The sequence below is a fragment of the Leeia oryzae DSM 17879 genome, assembly GCF_000376945.1.
GTDB lineage: Bacteria > Pseudomonadota > Gammaproteobacteria > Burkholderiales > Leeiaceae > Leeia > Leeia oryzae.
Genome location: NZ_AQXU01000016.1, coordinates 36,137 through 53,390 on the forward strand (window position 1 = coordinate 36,137; position 17,254 = coordinate 53,390).

General features: G+C 56.4%; 17 protein-coding genes. 11 read left to right on the forward strand and 6 right to left on the reverse strand.

Annotated elements, in window-relative coordinates; translation table 11 throughout:
* The first annotated feature begins 44 nt into the window (after positions 1 to 44).
* Positions 45 to 644, forward strand: coding sequence for an FMN-dependent NADH-azoreductase (locus F552_RS0103640; protein ID WP_018150362.1), 600 nt, complete (start codon positions 45 to 47; stop codon positions 642 to 644).
* Positions 645 to 930: 286 nt separating this feature from the next.
* Here F552_RS0103640 and F552_RS18425 read toward each other — a convergent pair whose 3' ends face one another.
* Complete coding sequence (locus F552_RS18425; RefSeq protein WP_018150363.1) at positions 931 to 1,830, reverse strand: DUF1653 domain-containing protein; 900 nt, start codon at positions 1,828 to 1,830, stop codon at positions 931 to 933.
* Positions 1,831 to 1,925: 95 nt separating this feature from the next.
* Here F552_RS18425 and F552_RS0103650 point away from each other — a divergent pair, with 95 nt between their 5' ends.
* Together F552_RS0103650 and F552_RS18430 are read left to right on the forward strand one after the other, a co-directional pair.
* Positions 1,926 to 2,297: a VOC family protein gene (locus tag F552_RS0103650; RefSeq protein ID WP_245546650.1), complete on the forward strand. Its 372-nt coding sequence runs from the start codon at positions 1,926 to 1,928 to the stop codon at positions 2,295 to 2,297.
* A 26-nt stretch (positions 2,298 to 2,323) separates the two neighbouring features.
* Positions 2,324 to 2,788: an EVE domain-containing protein gene (locus tag F552_RS18430; protein WP_018150365.1), complete on the forward strand. Its 465-nt coding sequence runs from the start codon at positions 2,324 to 2,326 to the stop codon at positions 2,786 to 2,788.
* Here the strand turns inward: F552_RS18430 and F552_RS0103660 are convergent.
* The 4 genes from F552_RS0103660 to F552_RS0103675 form a co-directional block, all read right to left on the reverse strand.
* A complete protein-coding gene (locus F552_RS0103660; protein WP_018150366.1) occupies positions 2,752 to 3,303 on the reverse strand; it encodes a flavin reductase family protein in 552 nt (183 codons plus the stop codon). The genes F552_RS18430 and F552_RS0103660 overlap by 37 nt on opposite strands.
* A 37-nt stretch (positions 3,304 to 3,340) precedes the next feature.
* A complete protein-coding gene (locus tag F552_RS0103665) occupies positions 3,341 to 4,051 on the reverse strand; it encodes a substrate-binding periplasmic protein (protein WP_018150367.1) in 711 nt (236 codons plus the stop codon).
* A 135-nt stretch (positions 4,052 to 4,186) separates the two neighbouring features.
* Positions 4,187 to 4,750: a DUF1415 domain-containing protein gene (locus tag F552_RS0103670; RefSeq protein ID WP_018150368.1), complete on the reverse strand. Its 564-nt coding sequence runs from the start codon at positions 4,748 to 4,750 to the stop codon at positions 4,187 to 4,189.
* 283 nt (positions 4,751 to 5,033) lie between these two features.
* Positions 5,034 to 5,234: a hypothetical protein gene (locus tag F552_RS0103675; RefSeq protein WP_156802213.1), complete on the reverse strand. Its 201-nt coding sequence runs from the start codon at positions 5,232 to 5,234 to the stop codon at positions 5,034 to 5,036.
* A gap of 286 nt (positions 5,235 to 5,520) precedes the next feature.
* Between F552_RS0103675 and F552_RS18435 the strand changes: the two genes are divergently transcribed.
* Together F552_RS18435 and dksA are read left to right on the forward strand one after the other, a co-directional pair.
* Positions 5,521 to 6,516, forward strand: a complete 996-nt coding sequence (locus tag F552_RS18435) for a slipin family protein (protein ID WP_018150370.1) — start codon at positions 5,521 to 5,523, stop codon at positions 6,514 to 6,516.
* A gap of 65 nt (positions 6,517 to 6,581) precedes the next feature.
* Positions 6,582 to 7,022, forward strand: coding sequence for an RNA polymerase-binding protein DksA (gene dksA / locus F552_RS0103685; protein ID WP_018150371.1), 441 nt, complete (start codon positions 6,582 to 6,584; stop codon positions 7,020 to 7,022).
* A gap of 27 nt (positions 7,023 to 7,049) precedes the next feature.
* Here dksA and fumC read toward each other — a convergent pair whose 3' ends face one another.
* Positions 7,050 to 8,429, reverse strand: coding sequence for a class II fumarate hydratase (gene fumC / locus F552_RS0103690; RefSeq protein ID WP_026182369.1), 1,380 nt, complete (start codon positions 8,427 to 8,429; stop codon positions 7,050 to 7,052).
* Between the two features lie 461 nt (positions 8,430 to 8,890).
* On the opposite strand from fumC, the gene dapB reads away from it, so the two are divergent.
* From dapB to F552_RS0103725, 6 genes are all read left to right on the forward strand, one after another.
* Entirely contained in the window at positions 8,891 to 9,694 is an 804-nt protein-coding gene (gene dapB / locus F552_RS0103695) for a 4-hydroxy-tetrahydrodipicolinate reductase (RefSeq protein WP_018150373.1), read from the forward strand.
* Between the two features lie 276 nt (positions 9,695 to 9,970).
* Positions 9,971 to 10,060, forward strand: coding sequence for a K(+)-transporting ATPase subunit F (kdpF, locus tag F552_RS20305; protein WP_018150375.1), 90 nt, complete (start codon positions 9,971 to 9,973; stop codon positions 10,058 to 10,060).
* A complete protein-coding gene (kdpA, locus tag F552_RS0103710) occupies positions 10,061 to 11,872 on the forward strand; it encodes a potassium-transporting ATPase subunit KdpA (RefSeq protein ID WP_018150376.1) in 1,812 nt (603 codons plus the stop codon).
* 12 nt (positions 11,873 to 11,884) lie between these two features.
* The gene (gene kdpB / locus F552_RS0103715) at positions 11,885 to 13,969 is read left to right on the forward strand and encodes a potassium-transporting ATPase subunit KdpB (protein ID WP_018150377.1); all 2,085 of its coding nucleotides are present in this window, start codon (positions 11,885 to 11,887) and stop codon (positions 13,967 to 13,969) included.
* A 25-nt stretch (positions 13,970 to 13,994) separates the two neighbouring features.
* Positions 13,995 to 14,567: a potassium-transporting ATPase subunit KdpC gene (gene kdpC / locus F552_RS0103720; protein ID WP_018150378.1), complete on the forward strand. Its 573-nt coding sequence runs from the start codon at positions 13,995 to 13,997 to the stop codon at positions 14,565 to 14,567.
* 2 nt (positions 14,568 to 14,569) lie between these two features.
* Positions 14,570 to 17,251, forward strand: a complete 2,682-nt coding sequence (locus F552_RS0103725; protein WP_018150379.1) for a DUF4118 domain-containing protein — start codon at positions 14,570 to 14,572, stop codon at positions 17,249 to 17,251.
* The last annotated feature ends 3 nt before the right edge of the window (positions 17,252 to 17,254 follow it).

The following is a 17,254-nucleotide window of genomic DNA, read 5'->3' on the forward strand; positions in this document are numbered from 1 at the left end:
TGAACCAAACACACAACACATTGACTGATTAAAGGATAAACATCATGAACATTCTGCACATCGACGCAAGCCCACTGAACGACTATTCCGTTTCTCGCAAACTGACCGCCGGTATCGTCAAACAGTTGCAAAGCAAACAAGCCAACGCCACCGTGACCTATCGTGACGTGGTGGTTAATGCACCAGCTCACCTGTCTACCGCGGTATTGATGGCCAGCCAGAGTGATCCGTCTTCATGGAGCCCAGAGCTGCACGCCGACATCGGCACCAGCGAAGTCATCATGGCCGAATTCCAGAATGCAGACGTGATTGTGATCGGTGCGCCAATGTATAACTTCTCGATCCCTAGCCAGCTCAAAGCCTGGATCGACCGCGTGGCGGTTGCCGGCAAAACCTTCAAGTACGGCCCGAATGGCCCTGAAGGCCTGGCCAAAGGCAAAAAAGTGATCATCGCCTCCAGCCGTGGTGGCCAGTATGGTGATGACCACGCCATGGACTTCCAGGAAGGTTACCTGCGCACCGTGCTGGGCTTCCTGGGCATTACCGATGTAGAAATCGTCCGCGCCGAAGGCGTGAACATGGGTGAAGAAGCCAAAGCTGCCGCATTCGCTGCAGCAGAAGCCAAGATTGCCACCCTGGGTTAATCACTCGCGGTTGTATTACCTAAAAAAGGCCCTTCGGGGCCTTTTTGCATTGGGGGTGGCGTTGAGCGTGTTTGGTGTATATCGCTTCGCGCCATACACCCTACGAGACGGACTTATCGGTGGCGTGATGTGTTGCTTGCGACGACTATCGCACTTGGATACATCGGCAAGCATAAGGTGACGGTACATCCTGCCGCTCCTGTACCGGTGCGGATGTGCGTCACATGGTAGGGTGTATGGCGCGCAGCGATATACACCAGCCACGCCGGCCCCCCCCACAAACCCGTCACCCCTTTTTGGCGCGTCGGGCGGCTTTGGCGGCCATGACGGCGGCAGCGGCCGCTGCCTGATCCCCTTGCATGGCCTGAAGCACCTCGGCTTCGGTCACAGGTTCGAAGCGCCCCGGGAACTCGGCTGCGGGCCGTACCCATGTATGTGGCTCGAACGGCCAAAGGTGGGCATACACCACCATCTCGCTTTCGTCTTCGCTGTGTCTGGCCATCCCCAGACGGCGGTAGTAGCCACCATCCAGATGACGCAGATACCCTTCGCCGGCCTCCACGGCTGGCATGGCGGCCAGCGGCTTTTGGGCCACCACTTGCAACACGGCCGCCTGGCCGGTGTGCAGTTTGCCTTCTAGCACCGGGCGTTCCAGCTCGGCAAAATGCAGTAATTCCAGACCGGCAATCTCGTGACGGATCACCTCTGGTTCGTACAGCAGAGCGGCATCTTTCGGGCCGCCAGTGCCAAAGGCGAGCTGACGTGGTGTATAACCTTCCAGCACCAGCAAGCCGCCCGGTTTCAGGCCGGCCACCGCCTGGCCGAATACCCGGTGCGCCAGCTCCTGCGGCAAGTGGCAGAAAATGGCGACAATCACGTCCCATTGCTTGGGCGCGATCACATAATCGGCAAGATCAGCCTGTACCGTCTCTACCAGCAATTGCTTGCTGGCCGCCAGTTTTGCCACTTTGGCCAAGCCGGCTTCAGATGCATCTACCGCTGTCACCTGATGACCGAGTCCAGCCAGAAAAACTGCATTACGCCCCTCGCCTTCCCCCAGACTGAGCACTTTGGCCCCCTTGCCAAAGCGGCCAGCTTGCTGGCGCAAGAAGTCATTGGGCTCTGTTCCGTATACGTATTCTTCAACGGCAAAACGCGGGTTCCAGAAGGCGGCGGCGTCAGACATGGATATTCCTTTGCGAAAGACTCCTGACAGGTTCTGTCAGTGGGGTTCTGTACACTGTGATTCATGCATTACAACCCGTTCATACCAAGGAAGCCATGATGATTCAGCCAGATTTTACCCTCCTCTACGTCAATAGCCCAATGGAGAGTGCCACTTTTTACCAGCAGTTGCTGGGTATTGCCCCCGTAGAAACGTCTGCCACCTTTGCCTTGTTTGTGTTGCCTAACGGGCACAAACTGGGCTTGTGGTCCCGGCATACGGTCGCCCCGGCCGCCACACCGGTGGGTGGTAGCGAGATGGCATTTACCGTCGAAAGTGCAGATGCACTCGCCAGTCTGCTGGAAAACTGGCAGGCTATGCACATGCCCATCGTGCAAGGTATTACCGTGATGGACTTTGGCCATACCTTTGTCGCCACCGACCCGGACGGCCACCGCCTGCGGGCCTTCTGGCCATGCGAGCAATAAGCGACCTGCCACCAAGGAGCATCAACATGACCGTGCGTTACTGGATAGGTGTTGTCAGTGAGTCTCATGTCGCCCGCGGGGTAGCGGGCGGTTTTGCGCAGCTTTGTCATGGCAAGGCTGCGCCGCTGAAACGCATGAAACAGGGAGACTGGCTGATTTATTATTCGCCCAAAACCGACATGCACGACGGTGAGCCACTACAGCGGTTCACCGCCATCGGGCAGGTGGTATCCAACGAGACGTATGCGTTCGAGATGGCGCCCGGGTTTATCCCCTTCCGGCGCGATATCCGTTATCTGCCTTGCAAGCCAGCGGCGATACAACCCTTGCTGGGGCAATTGTCATTCATTCAGGATATCAAGCGCTGGGGGTATCCGTTCCGGTTCGGGCATCTGGAAATCACCGAAGCCGATTTCCGCCTGATTGCTGGCGCAATGCAGGCACACCTGCCCGCTCAAAGCTCGACATTGAGCGATTCACCGGTGACATAAAAGGCACCGCCCGCCACATAGTGCAGGGTTTTCAGGTTTTCATCGGCAAAAGACCAGTGCCCGTCTTTAAACGCCTGGTCATCGGCCCAGGCGTTGACGATTTCGCCAATGAACAGATCGTAGGTTTGCTGGTTGTGTGGCTCGGGGATGATCTTGCAATGCACCCAGGCCGCACAACCGCTGACCAGCGGAATCTCTGTGCTGGGCTCGTTCTCTACCGACAGGCCAAAAGTGGAAAACTTGTCGATACATTCCCCGTTGCTGTTACCCACTTGCACCACCGCCCTGGCCAACCCTCTGGCAGGAATATTGATGACAAATTCGCCAGAGGCTTCCATCAGCGTGCGCGAGAAAGCGCTTTTGTCGATAACCACTGTCAGTTTGTCGAAGTCCAGTGCCATGGCCCAAGCCGCCGCCATGACGTTATGCTTGCCGGCATGGGCAGATGTCACCAGCGTGACGGGACCGTGATTGAGCAAACGGTAAGCTTTGGCTAATGGCACAGGGATACGCATAGGACTTTCTTTGGCAAGCAAGCAACATGATCAGCCATCAGGGCTGATAACCGTATTTCTGGTAGATCGACTTGACGACACCCCGCTTTTGCATGGCCTGCAGCAAACCGTTCAAGCGGTCGACCAGTGCATCGGGTACTTTGCGGTTACAGGCCAGATACATGCTGGTCCGGTTAAACACCATGATGGGGACGATTTTGTCTTCCAGCTTTTGCTGTTTCAGGCGGTACTGACCAATCAGCTTGCCGGTCGCCCAGTAATCGATCCGCTTCAGTAACAGTTTTTGCGGGTTGACATCATCGTTAGGGGCGACATCGACATCGTATCCGCGCGAATGCATCCAAGGAATGATCGCATCGCCCTGATAGCTGCCGACCCGCATGCGCTCGATGTCGGAGAGCTGCATGATCGGTTTGGCATCTTTCAGTCCGTACAAAATCCAGTCGTTAGATACCAGTGGCCCGATCCATTTGTAACCCAGCTCGCGCTCCGGGATGCGTGACATGGAAAACACGCACGTATCCGCTTCTACCTGTGTCAGGCTGATCGCCCGCGACCACGGAAGCAAGGTAATGGTATAGGGCAGTTTTGCATCCCGCATCAGCTGCTGGACAATCTCGGTAGAGATACCGGAAATGTGTCCATTCGGCTCTGCATAATTAAACGGGGGGTAATCTTCTGTCAGCAGGCTTAACGCCTGGGCTTGCAACCCAAGCGAGGCTATCAACAGGGCAATCCAGTAACGCATCTCTCTCTTCTACCTGATCAAAGGGTGGTGCCGGCATCGCAGTGTAGCTGAGTGTTGCTGAATACCTGCTGAACAGTATGGCCGGTACCGCCCTGATTTTGTCCGGATCTGATGATAATTATGATTATGAGTACATCAGGATCTGGCTGGTATGTCTTCGCCTTTGGCCAAAGCCTGGCAAGCATCCAGCCCCAGGTCGTTCATCACCTGGATATTGCGCTCGAAAATCACCGATGCATCCGGAAACGCTTCTGCCGCCTTGGCAATGCTGCTTTCGCGAATCAGGTGAATGGTCGGGTACGGTGAACGGTTGGTAAAGTTGCCCAGATCGTCCAGCTCGGTGCCGTCAAACTGGAACTGCGGGTGGAAATTGGCCACTTGCAAAATGCCGGTCAGCTCATGTTCATCCACGGCTTCTTCGGCAATGGCGACCACATCATTAAAGGTCAGGAAATCGGCCAGCAATGTCGGATGAATCAGCAAGGTGGTATCGGTGACTTCCGGGTCTACTTCGGCCAGATACAGCATCTCGCGGTCCAGGTCTTCCAGAAATGCATCCAGATGCTTGGCCTCGCTCACCACAATACGTACCTGGTTTTTGACATACACCGCTTTGGCAAACGGGCACAAGTTCAGGCCGATAACGGCTTTTTCCAGCCAGTTACGGGTGGCCTGAATCACTTCTTCATGGGTAGGCATAGTTTTTCCAGAATTCAATCCTGCTGATCAGCAGGCATTTTAACCTGAATACCACACCTTCTCATCCAAATCGGGCAAACAAACACCGGGTTTAACAGGATTTAACATGATGATGACAAATTACCCCACGCCGACATGACATGCATTGGCCGATCTGGCCAGTCATCTATCCCTGGCGAAGACCTGCTTGCATGGCCGGACGCTGGCCGAATCTGTCAGCCCCCCCTTAAAAACAGCCACCGAAGTGACTGTTTTATTGCCTAAAAAACATGCTAAAGCGTGCTTACGGTTTGTGAGTTGTCTTCACAGATGCCGGCGCGATCCCGGGTTGCAGGGCTTTGCTTTCAGCTTCTCGTTGTTGGTCTTTTGAATGTTGGTCGGTACTGATGGTTTTACCCGTGTCAGATGTTTTGCCTTTGGTGCTTTGTGGTCCTTGGGTCATGCGGTTTGATTGATCAGTCATTTGTTTATCCTTGATACGCAAGATTGCACACTATAAAAACCAGGCGCGTTGCGCCTTGGGTTGTCTCCCGATCGGTAAAAAGGGCTGACGATCCCAGCATAGGTACAGTGACACGACTGGTCTGTTCGCTAACCCACAGTCCCGGATTCTACCGACGATGTACAAGCTGCGTTCTGGCCGCAGCGGGCTGGCATGTCTCTGTGAGTATTAGGTGCGCCAGCGCACAGAAGCTTTGTCCGGAAAAGCTCACGCTAAGGCATGCAGAACCGTAGCAGCTTTCTGCCATGGCTGAGAAAGGACACGCATCATGAACCAAATCACATTATTTATCATGGGTGTACTCGCCCTGTTCGGAGGCTGGCTGGTACTGGGTCAAAACCTGTTTCTGGGCAGTCTGTTTCTGATTGCAGCCATCGTGGTGGCGCAATCGCTCAAGGTTGCCAACACGTGGGAAAAATACGTCATTTTGCGGGCGGGCAAGCTGCAAGGTGTCAAAGGTCCCGGCATATTTGTCATTGTCCCGGTGCTGGACAATGTCGTCGCCATTATTGACGAGCGGATTCAAACCACCGCTTTTAATGCCGAACAAGCCCTGACCCGTGACACCGTGCCGGTTAATGTGGATGCCATCATCTTCTGGCATGTCAATGATGCCCGCAAGGCAGCCTTGGCGATCACGGATTACCGGCAGGCCATTGACCGGGTGGCACAAACCTCCCTGCGTGAAATGATTGGCGCATCGATGCTGGCCGCCCTGTTATCAGACCGGCGGGAAGCAGACCAGCACCTGTGCGAGGAAATTGGCCGAAAATCCGCCGAATGGGGGGTGACGATCCGCGCGGTCGAGATTCGGGATGTTGCGATTCCGGTGGCCCTGCAGGACGCCATGTCCCGCCAGGCGCAAGCCGAACGCGAGAAACAGGCGCGGATCATCCTGGGTTCTGCCGAGGCTGAAATTGCCAGCAAGTTTGTAGAAGCAGCCAAAGTCTATACCGACTATCCGGCCGCCTTGCAGCTGCGTGCCATGAATATCATTTACGAAACCACCAAAGAGCGCGGCACAACCATTCTGATCCCCAGCTCCATGGTGGACAGCATGAACCCGGCCAGTCTTGCCGCCTTGCAAACCATCCGTAAACCGGCGGCCACCTCACCGGAAACCCCTGCTTTGTCGCAAGCCAACGGGGCCGGCAATACACCGGCAGACGGAATACCCGGTCTCCAGCCGGTGCTGGCCGAATATGCCCAGACTTCGCAGAGGGCATATGTGCTGGCAAGCCAGGATGACTGGAAAGGCAAATGACCCCAGCCTGTCATCCACGCTGCGCAGATGTCCGTCCGAATGTCGCCTTTACAAGGAACGCTAACATGCATCTCACGCCAGACACCATTGGTATTGCCGCCCTGCCCGGGCATCAGGCCAGCCGGACAGACCCTCACATCCTGACAACAGAACAACTGGCTTATCTGCACGCGTTACTCTGCCAGGAGCGAGACACCTTGCTCTCGTCAGCCAACGACACCATGAATCACCTGCAAATCCTCGAGCTCACACCCGATCCGTCAGACCGGGCTTCTCAGGAAGAAGATCACTCGCTGGAGTTACGGGTCCGTGACCGGGAGCGAAAGCATCTGCACATGATCGATGAGGCGATCAAACGCATTCACAACGGAACGTACGGATATTGTGTCGAAACAGGTGAGCCGATTCAGCTGGAACGATTGCTCGCCCGGCCGACGGCCACCCTGTCGATAGAGGCCCAGGAACGGCACGAATACTTGCAAAGACAGCAACGCGCCTATCGTTAATCCCAGTCGTGGCGTTCGCGTAAAAAACTAGATCATGTTTTCCGGTTTGACCCAGGCATCAAACTGATCCGCCGTGACAAGACCGGAGGCAATCGCGGCTTCCCGCAGGGTTGCGCCGGTAGCATGCGCCTGTTTGGCGATCACGGCGGCGTTGTCGTAGCCGATATGCGGGCTCAGGGCGGTCACCAGCATCAATGACCGCGACAGATGCTTTGCAATTTGTGCCACGTCCGGCACCAGCCCGCTAATACAATGTTGTTCAAAGCTGGTGATAGTGTCGGTCAGCAAACGGATGCTTTGCAACACATTGTGGATGATGACCGGCTTGAAGACATTCAGCTCAAAGTTGCCAGATGCGCCCGCCATCGTGACGGTGACATCGTTACCCATCACCTGGCAACAGGCCATGGTCAACGCCTCGCACTGGGTGGGGTTTACCTTGCCGGGCATGATGGAGCTGCCGGGTTCATTTTCCGGCAGGTGTAGCTCGCCCAGCCCGCAGCGCGGGCCAGAGGCCAGCCAGCGGATATCGTTGGCAATTTTCATCAGGGCAACCGCCAGTGTTTTTAACGCCCCGTGCAGGCTGACCAACGCATCGTGACTGGCCAGCGCGGCAAAGCGGTTCTCGGCGCAGCGGAACGGCAGCCCGGTTTCGAGTGACAATTGCAACGCCACCTTGCGTCCGAATTCGGGGTGGGTATTCAGACCGGTTCCGACAGCAGTGCCCCCCACCGCCAATTCCAGCACAGCCGGCAACGCCTGCTCGATGGCATGCTCCGCATGGGCCAGTTGTGCCACCCAGCCGGACATCTCTTGCCCCAGCGTCAGCGGGGTAGCATCCTGCAAGTGCGTACGCCCTATTTTGACGATGTCGGCATTGTCTGCCGCCTTATCAGCCAGTTGTGACTTGAGTGACGACAAGGCCGGCAACAGGCGATGACGCACCTCGTCAGCAGTGGCTACATGCATGGCCGTCGGGAAAATATCATTGGAAGACTGCCCCAGATTGACATGTTCATTGGGGTGAACACAGCGGTCCGCCCCCTTGCCCGCCCCCATCAGTTCGGAGGCCCGGTTGGCCAGTACTTCGTTCATGTTCATGTTGGTCTGCGTGCCAGACCCGGTTTGCCAGACCGACAGCGGGAACGCCTGCGGGTGCATGCCTTGCAGCACTTCATCCGCAGCCTGCGCAATGGCACTGGCTAGCGTGGGTGACAACACGCCCAGTTCTGCATTGGCCTTGGCTGAAATACGCTTGATGCGCGCCAGTGCCATGATGAGAGCCTCCGGCATCTGCTCGGTCGAGATATGAAAGTGCAGGAGCGAGCGCTGGGTTTGCGCCCCCCACAACACGTCATCCGCGACTTCGATGGTCCCAAAAGCATCCTGTTCCAGACGTAGATTCATCACCATGGCCATACCCCATTGTCGATCTGATTTTTTGTTCAATGACGCAGCACAATCCATCTCTTCACTATACGCCGCTCAGCACGTATCGCCAGTGATCGTCCTGCAATCGGCCTCAGACATCCCGAGGTTTGTCTTTTTCTGGCCGTTTGCGAAACACGCTGGTGTGCGTCCCGGGCCATCTATACATCGGGTAGACGTGCCGGACCGCTATATTTGACAACCTGCCGGACGGGTAAGGTCCGATGGGGGAAACGCCGGTGACCGGCTGGATTTTATCCATGTCGCACTCCTTAGACGCAAACACCCGGTGCGGGTATTTGCTGGCACCAGCTTAGGCGTCATCAGCTGCTCCGTCTGTTCGGCAGAATACATATCCCCCCAGAATCCGTTTGACGCCCCCGGCCAGCTTGCTTACCATCAACTGATCATTACAGCTGCATAACCGAAGGAGTCCCCCCATGACCATCAAAGTATGTCTGGCTGGTGCCGCTGGCTGGGCTGGCTCGGAACTGGCACGCGGCATAGCCCATACCACAGACCTGAGTCTGATCGCCGGCGTTTCTCGCACGCAGGCCGGCCAGACCATTGCCGATGTGCTGAAAGAGCCCAGACTGACGGGCTGGTTTTACGCGACCGCAGCAGAAGCCCTGCACCGCCCGTGCGATGTGTTTGTGGAGTACACCAAGCCCACCAGTGCCAAAACCAACATCATCACCGCACTGGAACATGGCGCCCATGTCGTGGTGGGGACCTCCGGCCTGACAGACCAGGATTACGATGAAATCGATGCGGTCGCCCAAAAGCATCAGCGCGGGGTACTGGCATGCGGCAACTTTGCCCTGACTGCGGTCCTGATGCAGCGCTTTGCCGAAGAAGCGGCCCGGCTGATTCCGCAATGGGAGATCATCGAATACGCAAGCGATGCCAAAGTCGATGTGCCGAGCGGCACCGTCAGGGAGCTGGTCACCCGCCTGGGCAATGTTACCCCGCACGACACCACCATTCCGGTCGACAAGGTCATCGGCCCCAAAGAAGCCCGCGGTGCCAATATGGCTGGCACACAAGTGCACGCCGTCCGCTTGCCGGGTCATGTACTGGGTGTCGAGGTGCAGTTTGGCATGCCGGACCAGACCCTCAGCATCAAGCACAACTCTGGCAGCAGCGCACGCCCGTATGTGGACGGCGCCATTCTGGCCATTCGCAAAGTCCATACGCTAGTCGGCGTACACCGGGGGCTGGACAAGGTATTGATCCCGTCCTGATAACCACTTTCTGGCCGTGGTCAGCTATATCCCTATGACTGACCACGAACGCCTCCCCATTTGTCCCCTCGCACCAACCTGCAATTTATATAACATTCATATACGCCGCCCCATTCATTTGGCAAATTATTTATAGCGTTCTCCCTAGAATATCCATCATGACTTCACGACCTGCAAAGGAAGCATCATGGATTTTCTCTTCTGGCTTGGCCTCATTTTTTTCTCTGTACTGATTTATGTCCTGACGGAAGTTTGTGACAAACAAAGGGGCAAAAAATGAGCCTGATCTATTTCCTGACAGGGGCCTGTGCCATTTTCCTGCTGGGCTATCTGTTTTATGCCTTGTTCTATCCGGAGCACTTTTAAATGACAACCAATGCAATGTGGATGCTGGGACTGTTTTTAGTCTCGCTGCTGGTGCTTTCCTGGCCGCTAGGCCAGTATATGGCCCGTGTTTTTCAGGGCGAACGCCATTTTCTGACGGGTGCTTTCCAGCCGGTGGAGAAGCTGATTTACCGCTGCTGCGGCATTCAGTCCAGCGACGAAATGGGCTGGAAACAATATGCCCTCGCCCTGCTGGCGTTTAACCTGCTGGGCGCCCTGTTTGTCTATGGCTTGCAGCGTGTACAAGGCATGCTGCCGCTGAACCCGCAGCAGATGGGTGCGGTGGCCCCCGATTCGGCTTTTAATACAGCGATCTCTTTTGTGACCAATACCAACTGGCAGGGTTACTCAGGCGAAAGCACCATGAGTTATCTGACCCAGATGCTGGCCCTGACAGTGCAGAACTTCTTGTCTGCCGCCACCGGCATTGCGGTAGTGATTGCCCTGATCCGCGGCTTTGCCCGCCATAGCCTGTCTACCATTGGCAGCTTCTGGGTCGATATGACCCGCTCCACCTTGTATGTCTTGCTGCCGCTGTCTCTGGTGTTGGCCGTCGTTATGGTCGGGCAAGGTACCATCCAGAATTTCAAGCCTTACCAGACGGTCCAGACGCTGGACGAGAACACCTACCAGCAAGCAGTGACAGATAAAGCAGGCAACCCGGTCAAAGATGCGCAGGGTCAACCCGTCATGGAAACCGTCAAAACCCATGAACAAACGCTGGCCATGGGTCCGGTCGCCTCGCAAGAAGCCATCAAGATGATCGGCACCAACGGCGGCGGTTTCTTTAATGCCAACTCGGCACACCCGTATGAGAACCCGACTTCGCTGACCAACTTCCTGCAAATGCTGGCAATTTTTGTCATCCCCGCCGGCTTGTGTTTCACCTTCGGCGCCATGGTGGGAGACAAACGCCAAGGCTGGGCCGTGCTGGCGGCCATGACCGTGATCTTTGTCGTGATGACCTGCATTGTGCTGGTGGCAGAACAACACGGCAATCCGGCACTGACACTGGCAGGGGTGGACCAGCATGCATCCACGCTACAAAGCGGTGGCAATATGGAAGGCAAAGAAACCCGCTTTGGCATTACTGCATCCGCCCTGTTCATCGCGGTGACCACTTCCGCCTCTTGTGGTGCTGTCAACAGCATGCATGATGCCCTGACGCCGCTTGGCGGACTGGTCCCTACGGCGTTGATGCAAATGGGCGAAGTGGTCTTTGGCGGGGTGGGCTCCGGTTTGTACGGCATGCTGATCTTCGCGATTCTGGCAGTGTTCATTGCCGGTCTGATGATTGGCCGCACGCCTGAATATCTGGGCAAGAAAATCGAAATCTTTGAAATGAAGATGACGGCCCTCACCATTCTGGTTACGCCGCTACTGGTCTTGATGGGGACGTCGATGGCCGTGATGGTGATGGCCGGTAAAACGGGTATCTATAACCCGGGGGCGCATGGTTTCAGCGAAGTGCTGTATGCCTTTACGTCAGCAGCCAATAACAACGGCAGCGCATTTGCCGGCCTGAGTACCAATACCCCGTTTTATAACACCATGCTGGGTATCGCCATGTGGTTTGGACGTTTTGCCATGATTGTGCCGATTCTGGCCATTGCCGGTTCGCTTGCCGCCAAAAAACGTCTGACAGCCAATACCGGCACCATGCCGACCCACGGCCCGCTATTTGTTGTATTGCTGATCGGTACCGTGTTGCTGGTGGGCGCACTGAACTATATCCCGGCGCTTGCACTAGGCCCTGTGGCCGAACATCTGCAAATGCAGACGGTTCATCCTTAAGGAATCAAGATCATGTCTAAGAAATCTGCATTGACGTCCTTGCTGGACCCAGCACTGATCCATGAAGCCATCAGCGCTTCCTTCAAAAAACTGGCACCGGACACCCAGTGGAAAAATCCGGTGATGTTTGTGGTGTATATCGGCAGTATTCTGGCCACCCTGCTGTTTGTCCAGACATTGCGTGGCCAGGGCGAAGGGCACGCATGGTTTGTGGGTGCAATTGCGGTATGGCTCTGGTTTACCGTGCTGTTTGCCAACTTTGCCGAAGCGCTGGCAGAGGGACGCAGCAAAGCCCAGGCAGCCAGTTTGCGCAGCACCAAGAAAAATGTCATGGCCAAAAAACTGTACCACCACCAGGACAGAAGCAAATGCCTCCCGACCGATAGCGCCAGCCTGCGCAAAGGCGATTTCATCCTGATCGAAGCGGGCGATATCGTGCCCGCAGACGGCGAGGTCGTGGAAGGCGTGGCCTCTGTAGATGAGTCGGCCATTACCGGCGAATCTGCGCCCGTCATCCGTGAGTCGGGGGGAGACTTTTCGGCCGTTACCGGCGGCACCCGCGTATTGTCCGACTGGATTGTGGTCAAAGTCTCCGTTAACCCGGGTGAAGCTTTTCTGGACCGCATGATTGCCATGGTTGAAGGTGCCAAGCGCCAGAAAACACCGAATGAAATCGCGTTGTCCATCTTGCTGGTGGCACTGACCATTGTGTTTTTGGTGGTGACGGCCACCCTGTTGCCGTTCTCGCTGTTTAGCGCCACGGCCAGCGGTGCCGGTGCACCGATTACCGTGACCACCCTGATTGTCCTGTTGGTCTGCCTGATTCCCACCACGATCGGCGGTTTGCTGTCTGCCATTGGGGTCGCCGGCATGAGCCGGATGATGCAGGCCAATGTCATTGCGACTTCCGGCCGTGCGGTCGAAGCTGCTGGTGACGTGGATGTCTTGCTGCTGGACAAGACAGGCACCATTACCCTGGGTAACCGCCAGGCATCGGACTTCATCCCCGCCCCAGGCATCCGTCAGGAGCAGTTGGCAGATGCTGCCCAGTTATCCTCTCTGGCCGATGAAACACCAGAAGGCCGCAGCATCGTGATCCTGGCTAAAGAGACATTTGGCCTGCGCCAAAGTGACTTTAATGCCCAGCAGGCTGTTTTTGTCCCGTTTTCTGCCCACACCCGCATGAGCGGTATTAACTATACGGATACCTTTGGTGTCCGCGAAATCCGCAAAGGGGCAATGGATGCCATCCGGAAATATGTCCAGGAAGCAGGCGGCTATTTTCCGGAGGCAGTAGAAAGAGAAGTCGCAGAAGTTGCACGCAGAGGCTCCACCCCCTTGGTGGTAGCCGAGCAAAGTCGCGTGCTGGGGGTAATTGAACTGAAAGACATCGTCAAGGGCGGCATCAAGGAACGCTTTGCCGAGCTGCGCCAGATGGGGATCAAAACCATCATGATCACCGGGGATAATCCGCTGACAGCAGCGGCCATTGCCGCCGAAGCAGGCGTGGACGACTTTCTGGCCGAAGCCACCCCGGAAGCCAAGCTCAAATTGATCCGGGATCACCAGACCGAAGGCAAGCTGGTGGCGATGACCGGTGACGGTACCAACGATGCACCGGCACTGGCACAGGCCGACGTGGCCGTTGCCATGAATACCGGCACCCAGGCCGCCAAAGAAGCCGGCAACATGGTGGATCTGGACTCCAATCCGACCAAACTGATTGAAATTGTCGAGATCGGTAAACAGATGCTGATGACCCGTGGCAGTCTGACCACGTTCTCGATTTCGAACGACATTGCCAAATACTTTGCCATTATTCCCGCCGCCTTTGCGACGACCTATCCGCAACTGGCCTCGCTCAACGTCATGCATCTGAACAGCCCGGACTCGGCCATTCTGTCTGCGGTGATTTTTAACGCCATCATCATCGTGTTCCTGATCCCGCTGGCACTGAAAGGCATTACCTACAAAGCACAAAGCGCCGCCCGACTGCTACGCAGCAATCTGCTGATTTACGGCTTGGGCGGGCTGATTGTGCCGTTTATCGGCATCAAAGCGATCGACATGCTACTGGGTCTACTTGGCCTTGTATAACACGCAGCAGAAACAGGAGAACATCATGAAACTTATCCGTCCCGCCCTGGTTTCTTTCGGGCTGTTAACCGTCCTTACCGGTCTGGCCTATCCGCTGCTGGTGACCGGTATCGCACAAAGCGTGTTTCCAGATGCCGCAAACGGTAGCCTGATTCATCACCAAGGCAAAGTGGTTGGCTCATCCCTGATCGGCCAGCAATTCAGCAGCAACCAATACTTCTGGAGCCGTCCGTCCGCAACGGCCCCCATGTCCTACAATGGGGCCGCATCTGGTGGTGCCAATCTGGGGCCGACCAACCCGGACTTCCTCAAAGGCGTTGTCGCCCGGGTGACGGCCATACGAGCGGCCCATCCGGCCCAGACAGGACCGGTGCCCGTCGACCTGGTGACGACATCAGCCAGCGGGCTGGATCCGGACATTTCGCCAGCCTCAGCCTATTACCAAATGGGGCGCGTGGCAGCAGCCAGGCATGTCCCGGTCTCCGTCATTCAAACCCTGATCGATCAACACACCCAGGGCAGACAGTGGCGAATGTTTGGGGAAGCCCGTGTAAATGTGCTTCAATTAAACTTGGCACTTGATCAGAAGGTTCGTTAACCGTGCAAGACGACCGCCTCTCACCCGACGAATTGCTGGAGGAAATCCAGCGGCAGGAGCAGGAATCGCAACGCGGACGGCTCAAGATCTTTTTTGGTGCCTGTGCTGGCGTGGGTAAAACCTACGCCATGCTGTCTGCGGCTCGCCAGAAAAGAGAAGAAGGGCTGGATGTCGTGGTAGGGGTGGTCGAAACCCACGGACGTCAGGAGACAGAATCGCAACTGATCGGGCTGGATATCCTCCCTCGCAAAGACATCCTGTACAAGGACAACCTGCTGACAGAGTTTGACCTGGACGCGGCACTGGCCCGAAAACCGGCATTGATCCTGGTGGACGAACTGGCACACTCCAATATCCCCGGCTCCCGCCATCCCAAGCGCTGGCAAGATGTGGAAGAACTGTTGGCTGCCGGCATTGACGTTTACTCCACCCTGAACGTACAGCATCTGGAAAGCCTGAATGACATTGTCGGGCAGATTACCGGCATCGTTGTTCGCGAAACCCTGCCGGACCGGGTATTTGACCAGGCCGCAGACATTACGCTGGTGGACATTCCGCCGGACGAATTGCTGGCTCGCCTGAGCGAGGGCAAAGTCTACATGCCAAGGCAGGCAGAACGTGCCAGCAAGCATTTCTTCCGCAAAGGCAACCTGCTGGCCCTGCGCGAACTGGCGCTGCGGCGTACCGCAGACCGGGTAGATGCCCAGATGCGGGCCTACCGGGCAGATCAGTCGATCCATCCGATCTGGCAAGCACGTGAAAGACTACTGGTGTGCGTCGGGTTGCATGCGGCCGAAAAACTGATTCGTAACGCCAGCCGGCTGGCTGCCAGCCTCAAGGCCGACTGGATTGTCGCCTATGTGGAGACACCACAGTTATTGAACCTGCCGGCAGAGCAGCGCAATCACATGTTGAAAATGCTCAAGCTCGCCCAGACACTGGGGGCAGAAACCAGCGTGCTGGCCGGCACCTCCCTGCCCGCGACGCTACTGGCCTACGCGCGCAGCCGCAACGTCTCCAGAATGGTCGTCGGTAAATCGCATCAACCCGTCTGGCGCCAACGCTGGCAACCGTCACTCGCCGACCAGTTGTCACAACAGGCCAGCGATGTCGATGTCTTCGTGGTAGCACATGATGCCTTTGAACCCTCCCCTGCCAAACCGGGAGAGCCTGCCGCGGCCTCCTTGCTGTTTGAAACCACCGATACACCCAAACAACTGAAAGGCTACCTCTTTGCCGCACTTGGCTGCGGACTGACCACCTTGCTGACGGCGGGCTTGTTGCAATATTTTGACCTTGCCAATGTGGTCATGATTTTTTTGCTGATTGTGGTGCTGATTGCCATCCGCTATGGCCGTGGTCCGGGCATTTTTGCCTCCGTGACCTCGGTCATGGCCTTTGATTTCTTTTTTGTCCCCCCCCGATTATCGTTCACGGTTTCGGATACCCAATACCTGCTGACGTTTACCGTGATGCTGATTGTGGCCATCCTCATCAGCCAGCTGGCCGCCAAATTACGTTTCGAGGCCAATATTGCGACCTATCGCGAACGTCGTACCAGTGCACTGTATGAATTGGGTCAGGCGCTGGGTGGCGCACTGACCACCAGCCAGATCATCGACATTGCCAGCCAGCAACTGGGGCCATTGTTCCAGTCAAAAATCCTGTTTTATCTGCCGGATAGCCAGGACCGGCTGATGCTGGTAGACCATGAGCAAGAACCGGTAGACGCCGGGGTGGCACAATGGGTGTTTGACCATCAGGAAATGGCCGGACTGGGCACCAATACCCTGCCTGCCAACAGTTACCTGTTTCTGCCCCTGAAAGCGCCAATGCGTACGCGCGGTGTATTGGCCATCCGCCCCAGACAGATTCACCTCATCTACGCCCCGGAGCAACAGCGACTACTGGACACCTGCGCCGCGCAGATCGCACTGGCCCTGGAGCGGGTGCATTATGTGGAGGTTGCACAAGATGCCATTGTGGCCATGGAGTCCGAGCGTTTGCGTAACAGTGTACTCTCGACTGTCTCGCATGATTTGCGTACCCCGCTCACCTCGCTGGTGGGATTGGCCAGTCTGATGGAGTCTGACCACCTGCCCCCGGCAGAACGCAAAGAAACTGCCAGCCTGATCAAGGCAGAAAGCCTGCGCATGAACAATATTGTGACCAACCTGCTGGACATGGCCCGCTTGCAATCTGGTGTTCATCTTCACAAAGAATGGCTGATGATCGAAGAAGTCATCGGTAGTGCCATCCGTGAAACCCAGCGTAGCCTGGCGCAGCATCAGGTTCGGCTGGAAATCGCGCCTGGTCTGCCGGTGGTGGAAATCGATGCCGTGCTGATCGAGCGGGTGCTGGTGAATCTGCTGGAGAATGCGGCCAAATACACACCACCTGGCAGCGAAGTCCGGCTTTCTGCGCATGTGGCATTGTCCATGCTGGTGATCAGCGTATCAGATAATGGCCCCGGTTTGCCGGAGGGCCTAGGCAACAAGATTTTTGAGAAATTCACCCGGGGCGTCAATGAATCCAGCACCGCCGGTGTCGGGCTGGGCTTGGCCATTTGCAAGAGCATAATCGAAGCACACCAAGGCAGAATACAGGCAGAGAATATCCAGCCACACGGGGCAAAATTCAGCTTTACCTTGCCGGTAAGTGCCACCCCCGTGTTACCGGAGTAAGGC

Bases quoted from the DNA above. Each gene is read 5' to 3' on its own strand.
- F552_RS18435 (WP_018150370.1), top strand. From the start codon at position 5,521: ATGAACCAAATCACATTATTTATCATGGGTGTACTCGCCCTGTTCGGA.
- F552_RS18425 (WP_018150363.1), bottom strand. From the start codon at position 1,830: ATGTCTGACGCCGCCGCCTTCTGGAACCCGCGTTTTGCCGTTGAAGAA.
- F552_RS0103650 (WP_245546650.1), top strand. From the start codon at position 1,926: ATGATGATTCAGCCAGATTTTACCCTCCTCTACGTCAATAGCCCAATG.
- kdpC (WP_018150378.1), top strand. From the start codon at position 13,995: ATGAAACTTATCCGTCCCGCCCTGGTTTCTTTCGGGCTGTTAACCGTC.
- kdpB (WP_018150377.1), top strand. From the start codon at position 11,885: ATGTCTAAGAAATCTGCATTGACGTCCTTGCTGGACCCAGCACTGATC.
- F552_RS0103665 (WP_018150367.1), bottom strand. From the start codon at position 4,051: ATGCGTTACTGGATTGCCCTGTTGATAGCCTCGCTTGGGTTGCAAGCC.
- dapB (WP_018150373.1), top strand. From the start codon at position 8,891: ATGACCATCAAAGTATGTCTGGCTGGTGCCGCTGGCTGGGCTGGCTCG.
- F552_RS0103670 (WP_018150368.1), bottom strand. From the start codon at position 4,750: ATGCCTACCCATGAAGAAGTGATTCAGGCCACCCGTAACTGGCTGGAA.
- fumC (WP_026182369.1), bottom strand. From the start codon at position 8,429: ATGAATCTACGTCTGGAACAGGATGCTTTTGGGACCATCGAAGTCGCG.
- dksA (WP_018150371.1), top strand. From the start codon at position 6,582: ATGCATCTCACGCCAGACACCATTGGTATTGCCGCCCTGCCCGGGCAT.
- F552_RS0103640 (WP_018150362.1), top strand. From the start codon at position 45: ATGAACATTCTGCACATCGACGCAAGCCCACTGAACGACTATTCCGTT.
- F552_RS18430 (WP_018150365.1), top strand. From the start codon at position 2,324: ATGACCGTGCGTTACTGGATAGGTGTTGTCAGTGAGTCTCATGTCGCC.
- F552_RS0103660 (WP_018150366.1), bottom strand. From the start codon at position 3,303: ATGCGTATCCCTGTGCCATTAGCCAAAGCTTACCGTTTGCTCAATCAC.
- kdpA (WP_018150376.1), top strand. From the start codon at position 10,061: ATGACAACCAATGCAATGTGGATGCTGGGACTGTTTTTAGTCTCGCTG.
- kdpF (WP_018150375.1), top strand. From the start codon at position 9,971: ATGAGCCTGATCTATTTCCTGACAGGGGCCTGTGCCATTTTCCTGCTG.